The sequence below is a fragment of the Prochlorococcus marinus str. MIT 9314 genome (genome assembly GCF_000760035.1).
Lineage (GTDB): Bacteria > Cyanobacteriota > Cyanobacteriia > PCC-6307 > Cyanobiaceae > Prochlorococcus_A > Prochlorococcus_A marinus_B.
In genome coordinates this window covers 145,128-164,777 of record NZ_JNAO01000013.1, presented here as the reverse complement: position 1 = coordinate 164,777, position 19,650 = coordinate 145,128, and the positions used below count along the sequence as shown (strand labels likewise).

Annotated in this window: 22 protein-coding genes, 2 tRNA genes and 1 other RNA gene; 17 read left to right on the top strand and 8 right to left on the bottom strand. The window is 32.6% G+C overall.

Features of this window, described 5'->3' with window-relative positions; translation table 11 throughout:
- Positions 1-148 precede the first annotated feature (148 nt).
- From EU98_RS01125 to EU98_RS01135, 3 genes are all read left to right on the top strand, one after another.
- Positions 149-230, top strand: a tRNA-Leu gene (locus tag EU98_RS01125).
- 5 nt (positions 231-235) lie between these two features.
- Positions 236-1,411 carry an aspartate aminotransferase family protein gene (locus EU98_RS01130; protein WP_032516603.1) on the top strand — a complete coding sequence of 392 codons (1,176 nt, stop codon included), beginning with the start codon at positions 236-238 and terminating at the stop codon, positions 1,409-1,411.
- Between the two features lie 11 nt (positions 1,412-1,422).
- Complete coding sequence (locus EU98_RS01135; RefSeq protein WP_032516383.1) at positions 1,423-2,655, top strand: bifunctional folylpolyglutamate synthase/dihydrofolate synthase; 1,233 nt, start codon at positions 1,423-1,425, stop codon at positions 2,653-2,655.
- Here the strand turns inward: EU98_RS01135 and EU98_RS01140 are convergent.
- Both EU98_RS01140 and EU98_RS01145 read right to left on the bottom strand, forming a co-directional pair.
- Complete coding sequence (locus EU98_RS01140; RefSeq protein WP_032516382.1) at positions 2,652-4,004, bottom strand: FAD-binding oxidoreductase; 1,353 nt, start codon at positions 4,002-4,004, stop codon at positions 2,652-2,654. The genes EU98_RS01135 and EU98_RS01140 overlap by 4 nt on opposite strands.
- A 37-nt stretch (positions 4,005-4,041) precedes the next feature.
- Positions 4,042-5,277 (bottom strand): amidohydrolase family protein, encoded by a 1,236-nt coding sequence (locus EU98_RS01145; protein WP_032516381.1) that lies wholly within the window; start codon positions 5,275-5,277, stop codon positions 4,042-4,044.
- Between the two features lie 130 nt (positions 5,278-5,407).
- On the opposite strand from EU98_RS01145, the gene EU98_RS01150 reads away from it, so the two are divergent.
- From EU98_RS01150 to ftsZ, 6 genes are all read left to right on the top strand, one after another.
- Positions 5,408-5,480: transfer RNA gene (locus EU98_RS01150), tRNA-His, on the top strand.
- Positions 5,481-5,552: 72 nt separating this feature from the next.
- On the top strand, positions 5,553-6,947 hold the full coding sequence (miaB, locus tag EU98_RS01155; RefSeq protein ID WP_032516380.1) for a tRNA (N6-isopentenyl adenosine(37)-C2)-methylthiotransferase MiaB: 1,395 nt from the start codon (positions 5,553-5,555) through the stop codon (positions 6,945-6,947).
- Positions 6,948-6,958: 11 nt separating this feature from the next.
- Positions 6,959-8,026, top strand: a complete 1,068-nt coding sequence (locus tag EU98_RS01160; protein ID WP_032516378.1) for a D-alanine--D-alanine ligase family protein — start codon at positions 6,959-6,961, stop codon at positions 8,024-8,026.
- A gap of 10 nt (positions 8,027-8,036) precedes the next feature.
- Positions 8,037-8,447, top strand: a complete 411-nt coding sequence (locus EU98_RS01165) for a hypothetical protein (protein WP_032516377.1) — start codon at positions 8,037-8,039, stop codon at positions 8,445-8,447.
- Complete coding sequence (locus EU98_RS01170) at positions 8,444-9,169, top strand: cell division protein FtsQ/DivIB (protein WP_032516376.1); 726 nt, start codon at positions 8,444-8,446, stop codon at positions 9,167-9,169. Before EU98_RS01165 ends, EU98_RS01170 begins: the two co-directional genes overlap by 4 nt.
- A 178-nt stretch (positions 9,170-9,347) precedes the next feature.
- Entirely contained in the window at positions 9,348-10,463 is a 1,116-nt protein-coding gene (ftsZ, locus tag EU98_RS01175) for a cell division protein FtsZ (protein ID WP_032516375.1), read from the top strand.
- A gap of 17 nt (positions 10,464-10,480) precedes the next feature.
- Here the strand turns inward: ftsZ and ffs are convergent.
- Positions 10,481-10,577, bottom strand: an RNA gene (gene ffs, locus EU98_RS09590) — signal recognition particle sRNA small type.
- A 47-nt stretch (positions 10,578-10,624) separates the two neighbouring features.
- On the opposite strand from ffs, the gene panB reads away from it, so the two are divergent.
- The gene (gene panB, locus EU98_RS01180; RefSeq protein WP_032516374.1) at positions 10,625-11,398 is read left to right on the top strand and encodes a 3-methyl-2-oxobutanoate hydroxymethyltransferase; all 774 of its coding nucleotides are present in this window, start codon (positions 10,625-10,627) and stop codon (positions 11,396-11,398) included.
- On the opposite strand, the gene hemW is transcribed toward panB, so the two are convergent.
- A complete protein-coding gene (gene hemW / locus EU98_RS01185) occupies positions 11,391-12,614 on the bottom strand; it encodes a radical SAM family heme chaperone HemW (RefSeq protein ID WP_032516373.1) in 1,224 nt (407 codons plus the stop codon). The two genes, panB and hemW, sit on opposite strands and share 8 nt — an antisense overlap.
- A 97-nt stretch (positions 12,615-12,711) precedes the next feature.
- Here hemW and EU98_RS01190 point away from each other — a divergent pair, with 97 nt between their 5' ends.
- The 7 genes from EU98_RS01190 to EU98_RS01220 all read left to right on the top strand — a co-directional run bounded on the left by EU98_RS01190 (position 12,712) and on the right by EU98_RS01220 (position 17,775).
- On the top strand, positions 12,712-13,821 hold the full coding sequence (locus EU98_RS01190; RefSeq protein ID WP_032516372.1) for a PIN/TRAM domain-containing protein: 1,110 nt from the start codon (positions 12,712-12,714) through the stop codon (positions 13,819-13,821).
- 40 nt (positions 13,822-13,861) lie between these two features.
- The gene (locus EU98_RS01195) at positions 13,862-14,524 is read left to right on the top strand and encodes an ATP-dependent Clp protease proteolytic subunit (protein WP_025914959.1); all 663 of its coding nucleotides are present in this window, start codon (positions 13,862-13,864) and stop codon (positions 14,522-14,524) included.
- 23 nt (positions 14,525-14,547) lie between these two features.
- On the top strand, positions 14,548-15,159 hold the full coding sequence (locus EU98_RS01200) for an ATP-dependent Clp protease proteolytic subunit (RefSeq protein WP_002807795.1): 612 nt from the start codon (positions 14,548-14,550) through the stop codon (positions 15,157-15,159).
- Between the two features lie 109 nt (positions 15,160-15,268).
- A complete protein-coding gene (gene ilvC, locus EU98_RS01205) occupies positions 15,269-16,258 on the top strand; it encodes a ketol-acid reductoisomerase (protein ID WP_032516371.1) in 990 nt (329 codons plus the stop codon).
- The gene (gene cbiB / locus EU98_RS01210) at positions 16,246-17,271 is read left to right on the top strand and encodes an adenosylcobinamide-phosphate synthase CbiB (protein ID WP_032516370.1); all 1,026 of its coding nucleotides are present in this window, start codon (positions 16,246-16,248) and stop codon (positions 17,269-17,271) included. Before ilvC ends, cbiB begins: the two co-directional genes overlap by 13 nt.
- A 43-nt stretch (positions 17,272-17,314) precedes the next feature.
- Positions 17,315-17,560: a chlorophyll a/b-binding protein gene (locus tag EU98_RS01215; RefSeq protein WP_032516368.1), complete on the top strand. Its 246-nt coding sequence runs from the start codon at positions 17,315-17,317 to the stop codon at positions 17,558-17,560.
- A gap of 2 nt (positions 17,561-17,562) precedes the next feature.
- Positions 17,563-17,775, top strand: coding sequence for a hypothetical protein (locus EU98_RS01220; RefSeq protein WP_032516367.1), 213 nt, complete (start codon positions 17,563-17,565; stop codon positions 17,773-17,775).
- Here the strand turns inward: EU98_RS01220 and EU98_RS01225 are convergent.
- The 4 genes from EU98_RS01225 to EU98_RS01240 all read right to left on the bottom strand — a co-directional run bounded on the left by EU98_RS01225 (position 17,770) and on the right by EU98_RS01240 (position 19,107).
- Positions 17,770-18,027, bottom strand: coding sequence for a hypothetical protein (locus tag EU98_RS01225; protein WP_032516366.1), 258 nt, complete (start codon positions 18,025-18,027; stop codon positions 17,770-17,772). The genes EU98_RS01220 and EU98_RS01225 overlap by 6 nt on opposite strands.
- Before the next feature lie 58 nt (positions 18,028-18,085).
- Positions 18,086-18,328 (bottom strand): hypothetical protein, encoded by a 243-nt coding sequence (locus EU98_RS01230; protein WP_032516365.1) that lies wholly within the window; start codon positions 18,326-18,328, stop codon positions 18,086-18,088.
- A 54-nt stretch (positions 18,329-18,382) separates the two neighbouring features.
- Positions 18,383-18,694, bottom strand: coding sequence for a hypothetical protein (locus EU98_RS01235; protein ID WP_032516364.1), 312 nt, complete (start codon positions 18,692-18,694; stop codon positions 18,383-18,385).
- Positions 18,695-18,831: 137 nt separating this feature from the next.
- Positions 18,832-19,107 carry an HU family DNA-binding protein gene (locus tag EU98_RS01240; RefSeq protein WP_002806330.1) on the bottom strand — a complete coding sequence of 92 codons (276 nt, stop codon included), beginning with the start codon at positions 19,105-19,107 and terminating at the stop codon, positions 18,832-18,834.
- Positions 19,108-19,650 lie beyond the last annotated feature (543 nt).

Genomic DNA, 19,650 nt, shown 5'->3' with positions numbered 1-19,650 from the left:
TGTCAGCAAATGCAATAAAAAATTCTATATTTTTATCGAAAAGATTAACTATTAACAAACGTTATCTTGATAACTGTTCCTTGACTAAAACAATAGTCAATAAGTTGATTTTTGTTATAATAAAAAAGTTAATTTTTTCAAAAGCCTTGGGAGCGTGGTGGAATTGGTAGACGCACCGCACTCAAAATGCGGCACCTTCGGGTATGTCGGTTCAAGTCCGACCGCTCCCACTTTAATGAATACCTATAGTCGATTCGATATATCTTTCAAAAAAGGAAAAGGTTGTTGGCTATGGGATAAAACAGGTAAAAGGTATCTTGATGCAGTCGCTGGTATAGCAACTTGTAGTCTTGGACATAGTGACAGAGTTTTAAGAAGAAGGTTATCAACTCAACTAAAAAAGATTCAGCACATTTCTAATCTCTACAACATTGAAGAACAAGAACAATTAAGCAGAACTTTAACGAATATGAGTTGTGCTGAAAGCGTCTTCTTCTGTAATAGTGGTGCGGAAGCAAATGAATCAGCAATTAAATTAATTAAAAAATATGGAAATAAAACAAATATAGGTAAAGAATCAATTATTCTCGCAGCAGAATCCAGCTTCCATGGAAGGACGATTGCAGCCTTGAGTGCCACTGGACAACCAAAATATCAAAAAGGTTTCGAACCAATGATTCAAGGGTTCAAATTTTTTAAATTTAACAATTTTGATTCGGTAAAAAAATTATTTGAAGAGTGTGAAAATAATGATCAAAAAATTTCCGGCGTCTTGGTTGAACCAATACAAGGCGAAGGCGGCGTAATTCCTGGAAGTAAAATATTTTTTAAAAGCCTGAGAGAAATATGTGATAAATATAATTCTCTCCTAATTTTAGATGAGGTCCAAAGTGGAGTAGGTCGAACTGGGAAAATGTGGGGTTATGAGAATTTAGGAATTGAACCTGATGGATTCACCCTTGCTAAAGGATTAGGAGGAGGTCATGCAATTGGAGCATTATTAGTTAAAGAAAAAGCCAACATTTTTTCTCCAGGAGATCATGCAAGCACTTTTGGAGGGAACCCATTCGCTTGTAAAGCTGCCCTAACTGTATTAGAAGAAATAAATAGAAGAAATATTATCAATAATGTTTATCTAAGAGGGGAACAATTAAGTGCTGGGTTTGAAGAATTATCAAAAAAATTTCCAAATATTATTAGCGGGAAAAGAGGTTTAGGTTTAATACAAGGTCTTGTGATCAATGATGATTATGCTGATGCAAAAAAAATTACATTAAAAGCTTTTGATAAAGGATTACTGGTAGTTCCTGCAGGAGGAAATGTTGTAAGGATTGTCCCACCATTAGTTATTTCTCGAAGAGAAATTAATATTCTTTTGGATAAGCTAAATTCAATTTTTGAAGAGTTATAGCAATATAAATTTTGAAAAATGCAAATTTAAAAACTTTTGAATTGTTATCTCCTAAATATGAAAGGGATAATATCAAGTTAGGTTTATCAAGAATTAAAAAAGCACTTCAAGAACTTGGTAATCCTTGCAAGAATATCCCTGCGGTACAGATTATTGGAACCAATGGGAAAGGATCAATCGCGGCATATTTAGAAAGTATACTTTTTGAAGCCAAAAGGAATTTCGGTGTAACGACATCTCCTCACCTTTTGGATGTATGCGAGAGGATTAGAGTTAATAAAAAAAATATTAATAAAACTGATTTTGAAAAAATCTATAGATTAATAGAAAAAAATTTTTCAACATTTGAATTAACTCCTTTTGAAAAAATCATTTGCTGCGCACTAAATTTTTTTGACCAAAAAAAAGTTGAATTACTCATCCTTGAAGCTGGCTTAGGGGGACGATTAGACGCGACAACAGCCCATAAATCTAGACCAATCATTGCTGTTGGTAATATTGGCTTAGACCATAAAGAATTTCTTGGAGATACGATTGAAAAAATTGCCGAAGAAAAATTAGCAGTTATTGAAAAAAACTCAATTGTTATCTCATGCAATCAAAATAGTCAAGTTAAAAATTTAATTACCAAAAAAGTTAAAGAGGTAGGAGCAGAAATTATTTGGAAAGATTCAATTTCAAACAGCTTTGAGATTGGATTAAAAGGAATTTTTCAGAAGCAAAATGCTTCAGTAGCTGTTGGAGCAATTGAAGCGCTGAATAATTTGGGATTTAATATAAAAGAAAAACACATATCTGAAGGTCTTAAAAAGACAACTTGGAACGGAAGGCTAGAAATAATAAATTATTTCAACAAAGAAATTCTTGTAGATTGTGCGCATAATTATCCTGCTGCAAAAGCACTCTCTAATGAGCGAAGCAATTGGGAGAATGAAGAAAAAGGAATTTATTGGATTTTAGGTGTCCAAAGACAAAAAGATATTTACGCAATACTAAAAACACTTCTAAAGAAAAATGATCGCTTATTACTTGTGCCAGTTCCAAACCAACCTAGTTGGCAATTAAATGATCTCTCTCAGATTAAAGAAATTGACTTTCAAAAAACAATTGAATTTAAAACATTTGAACTTGCCATTGAGTATTTATTTTCTCTTGAAAAATGGCCACCTAATCATCCTGTTCTAACAGGTTCTATTTTTTTAGTAGCTGAATTTATTAAATTTGCGAATAAACAGAAATGTTAAATTTTAAATTGTTCTTTTACTTCCCAACCTTCCAATTTTCCTGGATTTAATAGCCCTTTAGGATCAAATCTTAATTTCGCTTTTACTTGATCTGCATCCACCACTCCGAGACCTCCTCCTTCAACTGTTAAAACATGAGGATTAAAAATAAACGCACCAAGTTTCTTGCAATCTTCCATTATTTCTTTTAATTCTTCTGCCCCATTCCACTTTAATACAGGCAAAGCCGCCAATCGCGGTGATCCTTGTTGAGAAACTGCCTCTAAATGCCAAAGAACTTTTTTACCCCATTTTTTTCTCAAAAAATTAATTAATTCTAGTTCATTATTAAGTGGTAAAAGCATCTGTAAATACGTCCAATTTTTATCCCTAGACCTCATATGAAGAGTTGTATGATTCCATACGACTTCAGAAATTCCATTCACGAGCTTTTCTTCCTCCCCGAGTAGGGTAGATTCAACTTTGAATTTTTTACAAATAAGCTCGATGGTTTTTATTCCTCCAAGAGTAGATTGTATTAATATCTTGTGACTTCTAGATTTACCTTTAAACCATTTTGGCATTTGATCTACAATTTCTTCTTCAAGAATTGCTCCTAATTTCAGATTAATTGCTGCGCTAGTGAGAGTTTTTAATATTTCTATTGTTTTTTCAAATTCAATACAGTCGATAACTAATGAGTACCACTTTCGTTTGATGTCAGTAGCAAGTAATAAAGAAGTAATTATTCCATTGGTCCCATAAGCATGATTAAGAGGTTCGGATTCTTCAGCATCAAATTTTAATAATGCAGGTTTTTCATTCATCGTTACTGCCTCTAAACCTATAAGATTTCCTGGATCCCTTAAAAATCCCCATCTAATGGAACCAATACCTCCTGATCCACCTGCAATAAAGCCTCCAATTGTTGCAGTTTTCCAAGTACTAGGAAGTAACCTCAATTCCCTCCCATATTTCTCTAATTGTTTATTCAAATCTCCCATAACACATCCAGACTGTACTTTTACAAAGCCTGTATCTGGATCAAATTCTTCTAACTTATTAAATTGACTCATCTGCATTACAACTCCTTTAAATAATGGGACAGCTTGTCCATAATTACCTGTACCTGAACCCCTTAAAGTAAGTGGGATAGATAATTCCCAACAAATTTCTGCTACTTCCTTCACCGCTTTGTGATCACTAGGTCTTACCACAAAATCAGCAATACATTCGTCTAATTTTTCAGTAAGGATTGGAGAATAGTTATAAAAATCTTTTGAAAGTCTTTTTACATCGGATTTGTTTTCAATGATCTCTAAGTTTTTGACTTCTTTAAATTTGTCTATAAATTTAAGTTTTGATATCATTAATAGAAATTTTATGCTTTGTATATAAATTAGCCAATTAGCAATATAAATCGCCGTTTATAAATACTTTTCTCTTTAAATTGCTTGAAAAAACATCTGCCCATCTTTGTGCATCTAAGATCACAAAATCAGCAGGACAACCTTTTTTAATTAAACCATCCCATTTTAAATTTAATAATCTGCTTGGAGCTAAAAAAATAGAAGATAGAGTCATTCTCTCCCAGGGATTTAGTTGAAGCATAGGCATCGAGCAAGACAACACATAAAAAGGGTCAAAATTACCAAATGGGTACCAAGGGTCTTGAACATTATCACTACCAAGAGATACATCCACATGTGATTTTTGTAATTGCTTAATTGGCGCAACTGGTCTTTTTAATGAAGTAGTTTTATTACTTCGATTGAGCAGCCAAAAATTTGTTAGGGGTAAAGCAATAACCTTAATATTTTTCTCAGCCATTTTTTCTCCTAAATTTAAAATCTCTCTATTACTTAGAGAAATAAGACTACTCAAATGACTACAAGTGATCGGAATACTATTAATTTTTAAATTTTCGATTGTTTCTAATAAAACTTTTATTCCCGCTCCAGGTTCAATAATTGATTCATCTATATGCAAATCAATTTCTAATTTATATTTACTAGCAAGAAGAAGCATCTTCGTTAGAAATTTGCTTGTATTTTTTTTATTGAAAGGAGGTACAATAACACCTCCTAAAATACCTCCATTAGAGGAAAATATTTTTGCCAAATCTTCTCCATCAGTTGTATCCCAGAATTCTACTGGAGCTAGAGCAACGTATTGTAGAGTCAACTCAGATGAAAATTTTTGTTGTAATTTAAAAAGTTCAATCCAAATGTCAATAGATTGACCTTTGTATGTATCGATATGACTTCTAATTGCTCGGTATCCATTTTGTATGGCAAGTTTTAATGATTTCTCAACTCTTTCAAGAACCTTATCTGTAGTTCTAGTTTTATGTTCTTCAAGATTTACTAATAATGCTCCTCCGTAGTTTGATTCCAGATTAGGAAAGTCTGCCCATGTAAAAGATTTATCAAAATGCGAATGCGTTTCAACAAATCTTGGGAATAAAATATTTTTTGGTTTTGTAATTTTATTTTTTAAAGGCTTTAACTCAGAAACAAATCCATCCTCCCAACTAATGGACACTGAACATAAATCCTCTACATCGGTAATGAGGTTATCTATATCTTCTATTACACAAAGGCTTCTGGGAATAAGAACCTCAGCTGTGCCGGAATTACTCAAATTTTTAAATTTTCTTTTATTTTAAATCATAAGAAAACATTACTGAATTAGAAAATAATTAAAAATTTAGCTAAAAGATAAAAATAACTATGAAAAATTACCCTTGAGTTGTTAAATTTATAAATGTGAGGCGGGCGTCGCCAAGTGGTTAAGGCAGCGGCTTGTGGCGCCGCTATTCGGGGGTTCGAATCCCCTCGCTCGCCCTCAAAAAAATTGCAGCAAAATTTTTTAAATTGTAATTTTGAATTAAAGAATCATAAAAAATTCCTAGCAAAGTGCTAACAAACACAAAACCAGACGAAAAAATTTTTCAAAAGAATTCAACTACTGGTAGTTATTGGATAACCACATTTGGATGCCAAATGAACAAGGCTGATTCTGAGAGAATGGCTGGTACATTAGAGAAAATGGGATATACCAGAGCAGATAATGAATTAAATGCGGATTTGGTCTTGTACAATACATGCACAATCAGAGATAATGCGGAGCAAAAAGTCTATAGCTTTCTAGGAAGACAAGCAAAAAGAAAGCACAAAACACCCAGCTTAAAACTTGTTGTTGCAGGTTGCCTTGCTCAGCAAGAGGGAGAGTCCTTACTAAGGAGAGTCCCAGAACTTGATCTGGTTATGGGGCCTCAACACGTAAATAATCTTGAGAATCTTCTGGGGAAAGTTGATTTAGGAAATCAAGTTTCTGCCACAGAAGAAAACTTCATTTCTGAAGACATAACAAGCGCCAGAAGAGAAAGCTCTATTTGTGGCTGGGTTAATATCATTTATGGATGTAATGAAAGATGTTCATATTGTGTAGTCCCATCTGTAAGAGGAAAAGAGCAATCAAGATATCCAAATGCGATAAAAAGTGAGATCCAAAAATTAGCTGATAATAATTTTAAAGAAATTACTCTTTTGGGTCAGAACATTGATGCATATGGTAGAGACCTTCCAGGAACCACAAAAGAGGGGAGAAAAGAGAATACTTTAACTGATCTTTTATATTTTATTCATGATGTTAAAGGAATTCGCAGAATAAGATTTGCTACTAGTCATCCAAGATATTTTTCAAAAAGATTGATTCAAGCTTGTTATGAACTTGATAAAGTCTGTGAACATTTCCATATTCCTTTCCAAAGTGGAAATGATGAAATTTTAAAGCAAATGTCCAGAGGATACACTATCAAAAAGTATAAAAATATTATCGAGAATATAAGATCATTAATGCCAGATGCATCAATCACAGCTGACGCAATAGTTGCATTCCCAGGAGAAAGCGAAAAACAATACCAAGATACTTTAAAACTAATAACAGAAATTGGCTTTGATCAAGTAAATACAGCAGCATACTCTCCAAGACCAAATACGCCTGCGGCAGTTTGGTCGAATCAACTTTCAGAAAAGGTGAAAAAAGATAGATTGCAAGAAATTAATGATTTGGTCGAGAAAACTGCTAGGAGCAGAAACAAAAGATATATTAATAATACAGAAAGCGTTTTAATTGAGGGTTTAAATCCAAAAAATTCCTCGCAAATTATGGGTAGAACTAGAACAAATAGACTAACTTTCGTAGAGATCCCAAAAAACATTGACTTTAATTTTTCATTGGGAGATGAGATAGATGTCAGAATTAATGAAGCAAGACCTTTCTCTTTAACAGGCGAACTTTATCTATAATTTTTTTCTAAATGATTGGGGGAAAGAAAAAATGTATTGGGTTAATATTTGGTGGTTATTCCAATGAACATGAAGTATCGATATCCTCTGCAAAAACAGTTTTTCAAGCATTTAAATCAGAAATAAACAAAGAACGTTTCATAATTAAAGCCTTCTACATAAACAAATTTGGAGATTGGCTTGATAGTTATAGTTCAGAAAAAATCCTAATAGGTGAAATTGATAAAAGTAAAACAAAAAAACAAGAAATTTTTATTCAAGAAAAAGTTAACTTCCTTGAAGGAATCGAATTTCAAAATGTTGATGTTTGGTTTCCTCTTTTACATGGATTTAATGGTGAGGATGGATCAATTCATGGCTTACTTAGATTTACAAAGAAACCTTTAGTCGGATGTGGAATTATTGGATCTGCACTTGGAATGGATAAAATATTGATGAAAACAATTTTTTCAAATCTTAAACTTCCACAAGTTAATTATCTAGTTTTTCAAAATGAAGATCTTAAAGATAATGAAGTAAAAAATAAAATAATTAATAAAATTTTAAAAAAATTTAATTTTCCTGTTTTTGTTAAACCATCTAACTCTGGATCATCTCTTGGCATCTCCAAAGTCATAAGTGAATCAGGATTATTACAAGCATTAGAAAAGGCTCGGGAAATAGATCCAAGAATCTTAATAGAGGAAGGTTTAGAGGTAAGGGAGATTGAATGCGGAATAATTGGGAATTCAAAACTCTTAGCCTCTGAGATAGGCGAGGTAAATTATAAAAGTGATTGGTATGATTACAATTCGAAATATCACTCAAACAATAAAATAATTATCCCGGCTGAAATAGATTCTAAAATCACAAAAGAAATTAAAGAAATTGCTATTAAAAGTTGTAGAGCACTAAATATTTTCGGTTTTGCAAGAGTAGATTTCTTTTTAGAAAAATCTTCAAATAAAATTTTGCTAAATGAAATAAATACAATCCCCGGTTTTACAAAAAAAAGTATGTTTCCAATGCTTTGGGAAGCTTCAGGTTTAAATATTGAACAACTTGTGGCTAAACTGGTGGATATATCTTTAGATTCGTAATTTAAATCAAATGTTGCATGGACTACTTTGGTTACCATTACTTTTAATCTTCATTTTATTAACTGCACTTGGATGGTTAGAAAGAAGGAGGCAAAATCTTTTTAGAAGTTGGGCTAGTGATTCTGAACTGTGCAAGTTAGATAGTTCAGGTGCAGCGTCCCTAAAAGATGGGGAGTTAAAGTGGAGCGCATTTGAAGCTGGTAAATTTGAAGAAAAAGATTGTTTTACAATCAAGAAACTGGAATTAGTTGAATTAATGGCACTAACTTCAGGAGAAGCTCCTCTAACAAGTGAATCTCAAGGTAAATGTAGGTTGAGATTAGTAGGCGATGGGAAAGAGATGGATGTACCATTTTCAGATGCAGAGCAAGCTAGGAAATGGATGGACCAACTGATGGAAAAAGCTCGATGTGATTTGTGAAAACTCAAAAAGTAATCAAAAATAGAAGCTTTTTTTTTCTAATTTCATTTTTATTTTTAACAAGCTTATTAAGCATAAAAACTCTCAAAAAAGTTGTTCCTCAAGACATTAGGATTTCCGGTTCTGAATTATTTTCGCAAAATGATGTGGTAAAAAATTCATCTTTAAATTTTCCGATCCGATTAATTTTTGTTAATACTAATTTCTTAGAAAAAGAGTTAAAACAAAATTTATCTCTCAAGAATGTTTCGGTAAACAGAGAATTATTTCCTTTTAGTTTGAAAGTTCATGTTAATACAAGAACTCCAATTGCTTACGGTGAGAGGATGTCAAAAAACGAAAAAATATTAGGCTTTATTGATAAAGATGGAATTTTTATCAATAAACAAAATGTGGAAGAAAAAAATTTGAATAAATTAAACATACATGTTTTTGGATGGAAAGAAAAATTTAAAAAAGTATTATCTGAAATTTTTATCGCTAAAGAGAATTATGAATTAGAGATAGTTAAAATAACTTTTTCTTCCGATGGGTTTCTAACTATTGAGGAAAAGGATTTAAAAACAATATTCTTGGGATATAAACCAAAATTAATCAATTATCAATTACAAATAATAAATAATTTAAAAGATGAATTTAAAAAAAATAGCTTTTCATTAAAAATAGATAATATTGATCTTACTAATCCAGATAAACCAAAAATAAAAGTGTTCAAACCCTAATATTTGAAAAAGGGTCTTGAGTAATTTTTTTTAATTATTGTAGTGTTGATATGGGTTTTGCATTCAAACAAAATATTTAATAAATAAATATTTTTAGGATTTTCCTCAACAATTTCCTACAGATGAGCTCAGTAAGTTCATAATGCACCCAATACTAGTATTAGATTCCTATTAAGAGATGAGCTTCGGTAACAATCCAAACTTTGATCAATCGAGAGAAATCCTTCCAAGCCAAAACGCCAAAATAGAAGTAATTGGTGTTGGTGGTGGTGGCAGTAATGCAGTCAATAGAATGATAAATAGTGATTTAGAAGGTGTTTCATTTAGGGTCCTCAATACTGATGCACAAGCCCTAATACAATCTTCTGCAGAGAGTAGGGTTCAACTTGGGCAAAATCTCACTAGAGGTTTAGGCGCAGGGGGAAATCCAAGTATTGGGCAAAAAGCAGCCGAAGAATCAAAAGAAGAGCTTCAACAAGCTTTAGAGGGATCTGATCTAGTTTTTATAGCCGCTGGAATGGGTGGAGGAACTGGTACAGGTGCAGCTCCCGTTGTTGCGGAAGTCGCCAAACAAAGTGGGGCTCTAACAGTAGGTATAGTAACTAAACCATTTTCTTTTGAAGGGAAAAGAAGAATGCGTCAAGCAGAAGAGGGGATCGCAAGACTAGCTGAAAACGTTGATACTCTTATAGTTATTCCAAATGACCGATTAAAAGACGTTATAGCAGGAGCCCCCCTTCAAGAAGCATTTAGGAATGCTGATGATGTTCTAAGGATGGGCGTCAAAGGAATTAGTGACATAATTACCTGCCCAGGGTTAGTTAATGTTGATTTTGCAGATGTAAGATCAGTTATGACAGAAGCTGGCACCGCTCTCCTCGGAATAGGCATAGGTTCAGGAAGGTCGAGAGCTATAGAGGCAGCACAAGCAGCAATGAACAGTCCTTTATTAGAAGCAGCTAGAATTGATGGAGCTAAAGGCTGCGTTATAAATATTACTGGTGGCAAAGACATGACTTTAGAAGACATGACCTCTGCATCTGAAATTATTTATGATGTTGTTGATCAAGAAGCGAATATAATTGTTGGTGCAGTAGTCGATGAGACAATGGAAGGGGAGATACAAGTTACTGTAATTGCTACAGGATTTGAAACAACCCAACCATTGAACCAGCAAAGAATAAAAAACAGATTATCTAATCAACCCCTATATAATTTTTCGGACAATAAAGAATCAGGAGCAAGTATACCTGAGTTCTTGAGATTAAGACAAAATAAAAAAGATATAGGTTAAGTTAAAGGGTAAAATAGAGTGACTCGGTTATCTCGCCTGCCTCAAGCATCCCTTGTGGCTGCTACCTTCCGGTCCTGACCAGGTTTAGGCGTTAAAACCGCGAAAGGCCGAGTCAAAAATATATTAGCAATTCTTGATTAAAAAAGATACATAAATTTATTATGTTACCTTCAGACCTAGTTAATTATAAAAAAAAATCTCGCAAAATCATTGCACTTACTGCATGGGACTCCATATCAGGATCTATTGCAGAACAAGCAAATGTTGATCTCATCCTTGTAGGAGATTCATTAGCAATGGTCTGCTTAGGATACAAATCGACATTGCCATTAACTTTAGAAAACATAATTTATCATACTAATGCTGTTTCAAGAGGATTTAAGAAGAAAATTGAGGAACAACCTTTAGTTGTCTCAGATATGCCTTTCCTGACTTACCAATGTGGTGAGGATAAAGCTGTTGAGTATGCAGGGAAAATCATTCAGAGCACTTATGCAAAAGCTGTAAAAGTGGAAGGAGCTGAACCAGAAATACAAAAAGTTATTTCTAGATTAATAAGAATGGGAATCCCTGTTATGGGTCATATAGGTCTTACACCACAAAGCTATCTAAATATTGGATTTAAAAAACAAGGAGAAAGCTTAGCAAGCCAAGAAAAAATCAAGAAAGAGGCTTCAATTCTTGAAGAATTAGGATGTTTTTCAATAGTTCTTGAACATATTCCTGATTTGCTTGCTAAAGAAATACAAAATTCTTTAGCAATTCCCATAATAGGTATCGGTGCAGGTAATTATTGCGATGGGCAAGTAAGAGTTACTGCAGATTTGTTAGGCCTCAATGATGATCAACCACCATTTTGCCAACCAATTATCCAAGGAAAGAAATTATTTAAAGATAAATTAAAAAAATGGGTAGACTCTGAAAGACTTAATTAATATCATCCCACCACTTAAACATAGAAACAAGAACTTGATTGCTTAGTTCCATTCCATTAGGCTCATTTAAAAAGAATCTATTCCCCTTTCTTATTAAGAGTCCACTTTTAAGAAATCTTTCCCATTCTTCAAGCAATTTACTAAAGTTGCTTTCAAATTTTTTGTTTTCCCAGTCTTGTTCTCTAAAGACTTCTTTGATATCTATACCCTCTTTCAGTCTTAATCCCAACATTATTTTCTCATCAGGTTCTTTATAGACAAACTCCTTATTAGTTAGAGATGAATCTAAATTAAATTCGGTTTGTCTAATTACCCATTCTTTATATTCTTTACTAACTCTTGGTCTAGTTAACTTTTCCCCCCAAGGTGAACTAGTGGAACCTTGACCAAAACTCCACCATCCTAAACCACTCCAATAAACTCTATTATGTCTCGATTGATGCCGCGGGAGGCAATAATTTGAGATTTCGTATCTTGAATACCCTGAGTTTTTTAAAATTAAATGGGTTGATTCACTATTTCTAAAAGCTTCTTCTTCAACTGGGAGTTTTAATTTTCCCAAATTAATTAATTTTTTAAAAACAGTGCCATTTTCAATATTTAAATCATAAATAGATAGATGCGGTGGTGAAAATGTTATTGCTTTTTTTAAGTCATCTTGCCATTCTTTAAATCCACTAAGTGGCAAGTTTTGAATTAAGTCTAAACTCCAGCTTTTTATTGACCCAGAATCATATTCTCTCTTCAACCATAAACAAGATTTTTCTGCATCTTCTTTCAAATGACGCCTTCCAGACTTTTGAAGTATCTGATTATTAAAACTTTGTACTCCGAGACTAAATCTATTTATCCCAGCATTTATGAATCCAAAAAGATCATCTTGAGTAAAACTAGCTGGATCAACCTCCATAGTGATTTCAGCACCATAGTCAATTCCATAATTTTCTTTAAAAAGATCAATTAATTCTTTGATTTGGGTTGGATCTAAAATTGATGGCGTACCGCCTCCTACATAAATTGTAGATAGAGGTGATTTGTGCTTAATTGACAATATTTCTTTATATAAAAATTGCAAATAATCTTGAACAGTTTTACTGCCATAACCTTTTAAAGTTTCAACTTTGTTTCCTAATGGAATAACTGCAAAATCACAATAAAAACACCTTCTGTGGCAGAAAGGAATGTGCACATAAGCACTTCTTGGAAACTTATTCATAATCAAAATTCATTTTTAAGCTCCAAAAAAAGTATTAAGGATCGAAAAAAATAAAATCCTTATTTACTCAATTAATAAATCCTAGTAGATTATATATATGACAGATATCCTAGTATTAATTTTATTTGTTTTGTCTGGGGCTGCTTCAGGATGGCTTGGTGTTGATTTATTGCCAGTAGACATACTCAAACAGGTATCTAATGTAGAAGGTTTTAGAATCGTTTTAGCAATAATTGGTTTTTTTGTAGGATTAGCGGCTGGTTTTGTATTTCTTCAACTTAGAAAGACGTTTCTTGATCAAATAAGAACAATGCCTACGGACTTACTCATAAGTAGGTCGGTGGGATTAATTTTAGGATTACTTGTTGCGAATCTCCTACTTGCTCCAATACTATTAATTCCCTTCCCTAGAGAAGTTTTTTTCGCAAAACCTTTATCAGCCATATTAAGTAACATTTTCTTTGGTGTTCTTGGTTATAAGTTGGCAGATACCCATGGAAGGACATTATTGAGATTATTCAATCCAAATAATACTGATGCATATCTAGTCAATGAAGGAATCCTCCCTGCTGCAAGTCCAAAAATTCTAGATACTAGCGTAATTATTGATGGAAGAATCAATGGCCTATTAAGTTGCGGCCTATTGGAAGGACAATTAATAGTTGCTCAAAGTGTAATTGATGAATTACAAACTTTAGCTGACTCAAGCAGTAATGAAAAAAGGTCAAAAGGGAGACGAGGGCTCAAGTTATTAAAAGAATTAAGAGATTTATATGGGAGAAGACTTGTAATAAACCCAACAAAGTATGAAGGTAATGGGGTAGATGAAAAACTCTTGAAAATTACTGAGGATATGACAGGAACTTTAATTACGGCTGATTATAATCTTTCTCAGATAGCTGAAGTTAAAGAATTAAAAGTTATGAATTTGAGTGATTTGGTTATTGCCTTAAGGCCAGAAGTACAACCTGGAGAATCACTTAATATAAAAATTGTGAGAGAAGGCAAAGAAAAAATGCAGGGTATTGGATACTTAGATGACGGCACAATGGTTGTTATTGATGAGGCAAAGAATTTTGTAGGGAGCAGATTAGATATTGTTATCACAGGAGCATTACAAACTCCCACTGGAAGAATGGTCTTTGGAAAACTAATAAATAATCCTGAGTCAAACAAATCTTTTAAATCACCAGCGACACAGGGCTAAATCTAGCTAGAATCAGTTCAATCTTAATTTTGTGATACAAATGACTGTATCTGCTCCTTATTACGGCGAAAACACCGTTATGAGGACTCCGCCCCCTGATCTCCCCTCTCTTTTACTGAAAGAGCGAATTGTTTATCTCGGTTTACCATTATTTTCAGATGATGATGCGAAAAGACAATTAGGGATGGATGTTACTGAGCTAATCATTGCTCAACTTCTTTATTTAGAGTTTGAAGATCCAGAAAAACCAATCTATTTTTATATAAATTCAACTGGGACAAGTTGGTACACTGGTGACGCAGTTGGTTTTGAAACAGAAGCTTTCGCTATCTGCGATACAATAAGTTACATTAAGCCTCCAGTACACACTATATGTATCGGACAAGCAATGGGGACTGCTGCAGTTATCCTTTCATCTGGCACTAAAGGGCAAAGAGCAGCTCTCCCACATGCTTCTATTGTTTTGCATCAACCCATAAGCGGAGCAAGAGGTCAAGCAACCGATATCCAAATAAGAGCTGAGGAAGTTTTAAAAAATAAAAAATCAATGCTGGAAATTTTATCTCGTAATACCGGAAAGACTATTGAAGAACTCTCAAAAGACTCAGACAGGATGAGTTATCTCAACCCACAAGAAGCACTAGATTATGGAGTTATCGATAGAATACTTACGAGTCAAAAAGATCTACCAAAAAAAATTTAACATTCACAAAACTATTTAAAATCATGCCAATAGGAACTCCAAGCGTGCCTTACAGACTTCCTGGAAGTCAATACGAAAGATGGGTTGACATATATACAAGACTAGGTGTCGAGAGAATTCTTTTTCTTGGACAAGAAGTCAACGATGGAATTGCTAATAGCCTTGTTGCACAAATGCTTTATTTAGATTCTGATGATAATTCCAAACCTATATATCTGTATATAAATAGCCCAGGAGGATCAGTAACTGCTGGCTTGGCTATATATGACACTATTAAATACGTGAAAAGTGATGTAGTAACTATATGCGTAGGTCTCGCAGCCTCCATGGGAGCTTTCCTATTGGCCGCTGGCACAAAAGGCAAAAGAGTTGCTTTACCTCACAGCAGAATAATGATTCATCAACCATTAGGAGGGACATCTCAACGTCAAGCAAGTGATATTGAAATTGAAGCTAAGGAAATTTTAAGAATTAAAGATATGTTAAATATGTCTATGGCAGATATGACAGGCCAATCATTTGAGAAAATTGAAAAAGATACTGATAGAGATTATTTTCTAAGTGCGGAAGAAGCAAAAAATTATGGTTTAATCGATAGAGTAATTACACATCCAAGCGAAGCAAATCAGTCTTAGATTTTCTAAATTAATATTTTAATTTTAATTTTTAAATTAATAATTTTTTGGTTTATTTACACCTTAATGTCTAAAATAATAATTATCAAATGCAAAGAAGCTACAACTAATGACCCAACTCTTTTACGACACAGATGCAGATCTAAGTCTTTTAAATAATAAAACAATAGCGATTATTGGATATGGTTCACAGGGTCATGCACATGCCTTAAACCTTAAAGATAGTGGCATGGATGTAATTGTTGGTTTGTATGAAGGGAGTAAGTCTGAAAGCAAAGCTATTAGCGATGGTCTACAAGTATTTAGTGTTTCTCAAGCTTGCGAAAAAGCAGACTGGATCATGATTCTCCTCCCAGATGAGTTTCAGAAAGATGTTTATCTTAAAGAAATAGAGCCAAACCTAAAAGAAGGAAAGATATTAAGTTTTGCTCATGGCTTCAATATAAGATTCGGACTTATCAAACCTCCTGGTTTTGTGGATGTTGTGATGATTGCTCCGAAAGGACCTGGACATACTGTTCGTTGGGAATATCAGAATGGTCAAGGAGTTCCAGCATTGTTTGCAGTAGAGCAGGATTCTTCTGGAAGTGCAAGATCATTAGCGATGGCTTACGCTAAAGGGATTGGCGGAACGAGAGCAGGGATTCTTGAAACAAACTTCAAAGAAGAAACAGAAACTGATTTATTTGGTGAACAAGCTGTTTTATGCGGAGGATTATCAGAACTCGTCAAATCAGGCTTCGAAACTCTCGTAGAGGCCGGATATCAGCCAGAACTTGCTTACTTCGAATGCCTACATGAAGTTAAACTTATTGTTGATTTAATGGTGAAAGGAGGCTTATCACAAATGAGAGATTCCATTTCAAATACTGCTGAATATGGAGATTATGTAAGTGGGAAAAGACTCATCAATAGTGATACAAAGAAAGAAATGCAGAAAATTCTAAAAGATATACAAGATGGAACTTTCGCTAAGAATTTTGTGGAAGAATGCGATAAAAATAAACCCTTAATGACAAAATTAAGAGAAGAGAACTCAAAACATGAAATTGAGAAAGTAGGTAAAGGTCTACGATCAATGTTCAGTTGGCTGAAATAAATTTATTTTTAATATTTCTTGGATCTATTGGTTTTGATTTATTGACCGGTGATCCAAGATTCTTAATCCACCCTGTTCAAGTAATTGGCTTTTACATAAAAAAAATTTCTTTTTACTTCATAAATAATTTTGGAGAAAATAAAAATATATTGTTTTGGGGAGGTTTAATCATAGCTATATCCACTATTGGAATAAGTTTTGGTTTAGGGAAATTTATAGAACTCAGTTATATGCAATCAAGAAATAATTTTATTAGTGGATTATTAATTTTTTTTGGACTTGCAAGTTGTATTGCGACTAAGGGACTTATTTCAAGTGTGAAAGAGATTGCAGAGCTTATAGAACGCAAGGAAATAAATGCCCAAAATAAGAGAATAATCACAGAGAAGGTGCAAAGAATAGTAAGTAGGGATGTAAGGACATCTTCTATAAAACATCTCTTGAGATCAAGTACCGAGAGCCTTACCGAAAATTCTGTTGATGGAATATTTGGGCCATTATTTTGGATTTTTATTGGAATTATTTTTATGAAGTTTTCAATTTTTCTGCCAGGACCTTTATCACTTGGTTTTTCTTATAAAGCTATAAGTACTTTAGATTCAATGATAGGTTACAAATATGATTATTTTAGATATTTGGGTTTTTTCAGTGCAAAAATCGAAGATATTTTTACGTTTGTTCCTTCAAGATTAGTTTTAATTACGTTACCTTTAGTTAGCTCCAAAGTTAATGAGTATGGATCAATCATAAAAAAAAGTTATCTTGATGGTAAAAAATATGATTCGCCTAATGCTGGGATTTCAGAAGCTATATATGCCTATATTTCCGGTATTAAATTGGGAGGTAAAAGTAAATATAAAAATGAAATTATTGAAAAGCCAATAATTAATGAAACTGGAGATAATTGCACTGAAGAAAAAATCAAATTAATTTGTCAATTAATTTTGAGATTACAATTTTTATGGATAATAATTTTTGTCTTAATTTTTCTTATAACCTCGAGTTTAATTTAATGATAAATTATTTTAAAAATTATTAGAATAAAACCAAAAATCAATGCAAGAAAACGACTCTCCAATGGAAAATCAAAATGATGGAGTAACTAATACATCATCAAGTGATAATGAATACTCAAAATGGGTAGACAATCAGGGGGATGAAGTAAAGAATGTTTTTGGATTCAATAGCAGCGCTGAACTTGTAAATGGCAGAGCAGCTATGATTGGATTCTTAATGCTGATATTAACCGAGTTGGTTTTTAGCGGTAGACCTGTGACCTCTTCAATTTTTGGTATCAATTAAAAATGGAAGAAAAAAAATCTAATCCAATAAAAGCGATCCTATACATATCTTTATGGGTAATAATTTGGGGAACATTAGGATCTTTTATTGATTATCCTCTTTATAAAAATAAAATTTACTTGGAAGGAAGCATATATCAGTATCTTACTTTCACAATTACAGCAATAATTTCAATAATAAGTGCAAAGTTTTTTTATAAAAAATTTGAGTTATAAAAATTTGTACCTAAATCTCTTAATAATTTTCGCTGGTTCTTTACTTTCATTGGACTCGTAAAGTATCCATTGATGTGTTTCAGTATCATGATCACAACCATAATTGCCAGATGGGTTATCGTAACTTGAAAGATTTGAATGACAATTTTGGTCTGCCTCAAAAGCGGAGTCATAACCTGTTAGAAAATATATCAAAAATAGAACAGTTATCAACAAAAAAAATACTTGAGAAACTAAATTAACTACCTTCATAAGATATTCTAAAATTTAAATATATCATCTAATAAAATCTTTCCATCTAAAAATATAGCTAACGTCCAACATTAAATACAAAGTCATGGAATTCTTGATTCTTTAAATACAGGATGACTAGCAATACTAAAATGATATTTAAGCCTATTACTATTGATCCAAAAATATTTATTTGTTTTTTACCTGGCAAAGTGTAAGTAAATTTCTTGCCCTTAAGAAAACCAGCCAAGCCTTTTTTTTCTTTTATTTGAGTATTTTGAATATTATTCTTAACTTCATTATCAGAAAAACCTTTTACCATTACAAATTAAATAACAAATTTATAATATTCCAAAAAAATAAATTATTTTAATAATTAACAATTTTTAATCACATATGGGATCATTAATGAAATTCTCTCATTTGAGAAATTATTAAAAAAATAAGCTTCAATAATTTCCGTTTGCAACCCCAATAAACTTGATTGACATTTAAATCTATTTTGATCAAATACTACTAATTGAAGTTTTTCTATTTCAGAAACTAATTCTTTACATATTTGGGTTCGAGAATCTTTTAAACAATCACTAGATTGTTTTAAAATCTTAGACTTTGTTGGTATTGTTTCAGCTAAGACAAAATTAGATAACAACAAAAATTTAAGGAATAAAATAGTTAAAAATTTCATTACTTCTTAAGATTGCAAAATTTTGGTTGCTTCGTATAGGTGTTGGGCATTGAGCTAACTGCATCTTATTTTTGAATTAAAAAAAAAGATGCCCTAAAAGAGCACCTTGTTATTAAAGGAAGAAATAGATTAAAAAATTACCCTTGAACTCTATCCTTAAAAAGTTTACCTGCAGAGAATGTTGGAACTCTTTTAGCGGGTATTGCTATTTTTTCGCCTGTCTTAGGGTTTAATCCCTGTCTTGCAGAACGATCTCTTGGTTCAAAAGAACCAAATCCTAGTAAAGAGACTTTTTTGCCTTCCACTACTGAATCAACAATAGTTTCAATAGCTGCATCAACAACTAAAGAAACATCCGTTTTTGTGAGCTCTGTACGAGCTGCAACAAGATTTACTAAATCAGCTTTGTTCATTGAAATTTAAATTAAAGCTAGGGGTTAAAAAAAGATTTAAATCGAGTTTAAACCTCGAACTTCCACATCATATGGAGCAAACACAAATACGGCAACCGAAAATGCCGGCGGCGCAAAGCTTTATACAAATTTTAGGGACATTTTTAGCAACATTATTTATTTCTTATAGCCGCGCTTTTTCATTTATAAAAAATAGCCTCTTCATTTAGAGAACAGCAAAAAGCATTGGTAGCACTGGATTTAGCATGAAAAATCTAACTACATTTAGCAAAGGGGAAAAATATCAAAGGAGTGGTAAATTTAAGAATTTTAGCTATTTATTATGTTTTATTAATTTTCAGATATATTTCCTTCTCATCACATGAAAAAACACAATTTGTATTTTGAAATCAAGAAAAATCTGGTTTTCTCATTATTAAGCTTTCTCTATAAATCGTTTAATGCACTGAGCAGATGGATGAAGAAATTGTAATTAATTAGAAAATTAATACTCTCCAAGATCTAATAAAGTTGATTAGTGAAGCCTTAAATATGAGTTTTTTT

Coding starts and splice junctions, on each gene's coding strand:
- EU98_RS01130 (WP_032516603.1), top strand. CDS start 236: ATGAATACCTATAGTCGATTCGATATATCTTTCAAAAAAGGAAAAGGT.
- EU98_RS01140 (WP_032516382.1), bottom strand. CDS start 4,004: ATGATATCAAAACTTAAATTTATAGACAAATTTAAAGAAGTCAAAAAC.
- EU98_RS01160 (WP_032516378.1), top strand. CDS start 6,959: ATGATTGGGGGAAAGAAAAAATGTATTGGGTTAATATTTGGTGGTTAT.
- EU98_RS01165 (WP_032516377.1), top strand. CDS start 8,037: ATGTTGCATGGACTACTTTGGTTACCATTACTTTTAATCTTCATTTTA.
- ftsZ (WP_032516375.1), top strand. CDS start 9,348: ATGAGCTTCGGTAACAATCCAAACTTTGATCAATCGAGAGAAATCCTT.
- panB (WP_032516374.1), top strand. CDS start 10,625: ATGTTACCTTCAGACCTAGTTAATTATAAAAAAAAATCTCGCAAAATC.
- hemW (WP_032516373.1), bottom strand. CDS start 12,614: ATGAATAAGTTTCCAAGAAGTGCTTATGTGCACATTCCTTTCTGCCAC.
- EU98_RS01190 (WP_032516372.1), top strand. CDS start 12,712: ATGACAGATATCCTAGTATTAATTTTATTTGTTTTGTCTGGGGCTGCT.
- EU98_RS01195 (WP_025914959.1), top strand. CDS start 13,862: ATGACTGTATCTGCTCCTTATTACGGCGAAAACACCGTTATGAGGACT.
- EU98_RS01200 (WP_002807795.1), top strand. CDS start 14,548: ATGCCAATAGGAACTCCAAGCGTGCCTTACAGACTTCCTGGAAGTCAA.
- ilvC (WP_032516371.1), top strand. CDS start 15,269: ATGACCCAACTCTTTTACGACACAGATGCAGATCTAAGTCTTTTAAAT.
- EU98_RS01215 (WP_032516368.1), top strand. CDS start 17,315: ATGCAAGAAAACGACTCTCCAATGGAAAATCAAAATGATGGAGTAACT.
- EU98_RS01220 (WP_032516367.1), top strand. CDS start 17,563: ATGGAAGAAAAAAAATCTAATCCAATAAAAGCGATCCTATACATATCT.
- EU98_RS01225 (WP_032516366.1), bottom strand. CDS start 18,027: ATGAAGGTAGTTAATTTAGTTTCTCAAGTATTTTTTTTGTTGATAACT.
- EU98_RS01230 (WP_032516365.1), bottom strand. CDS start 18,328: ATGGTAAAAGGTTTTTCTGATAATGAAGTTAAGAATAATATTCAAAAT.
- EU98_RS01235 (WP_032516364.1), bottom strand. CDS start 18,694: ATGAAATTTTTAACTATTTTATTCCTTAAATTTTTGTTGTTATCTAAT.
- EU98_RS01240 (WP_002806330.1), bottom strand. CDS start 19,107: ATGAACAAAGCTGATTTAGTAAATCTTGTTGCAGCTCGTACAGAGCTC.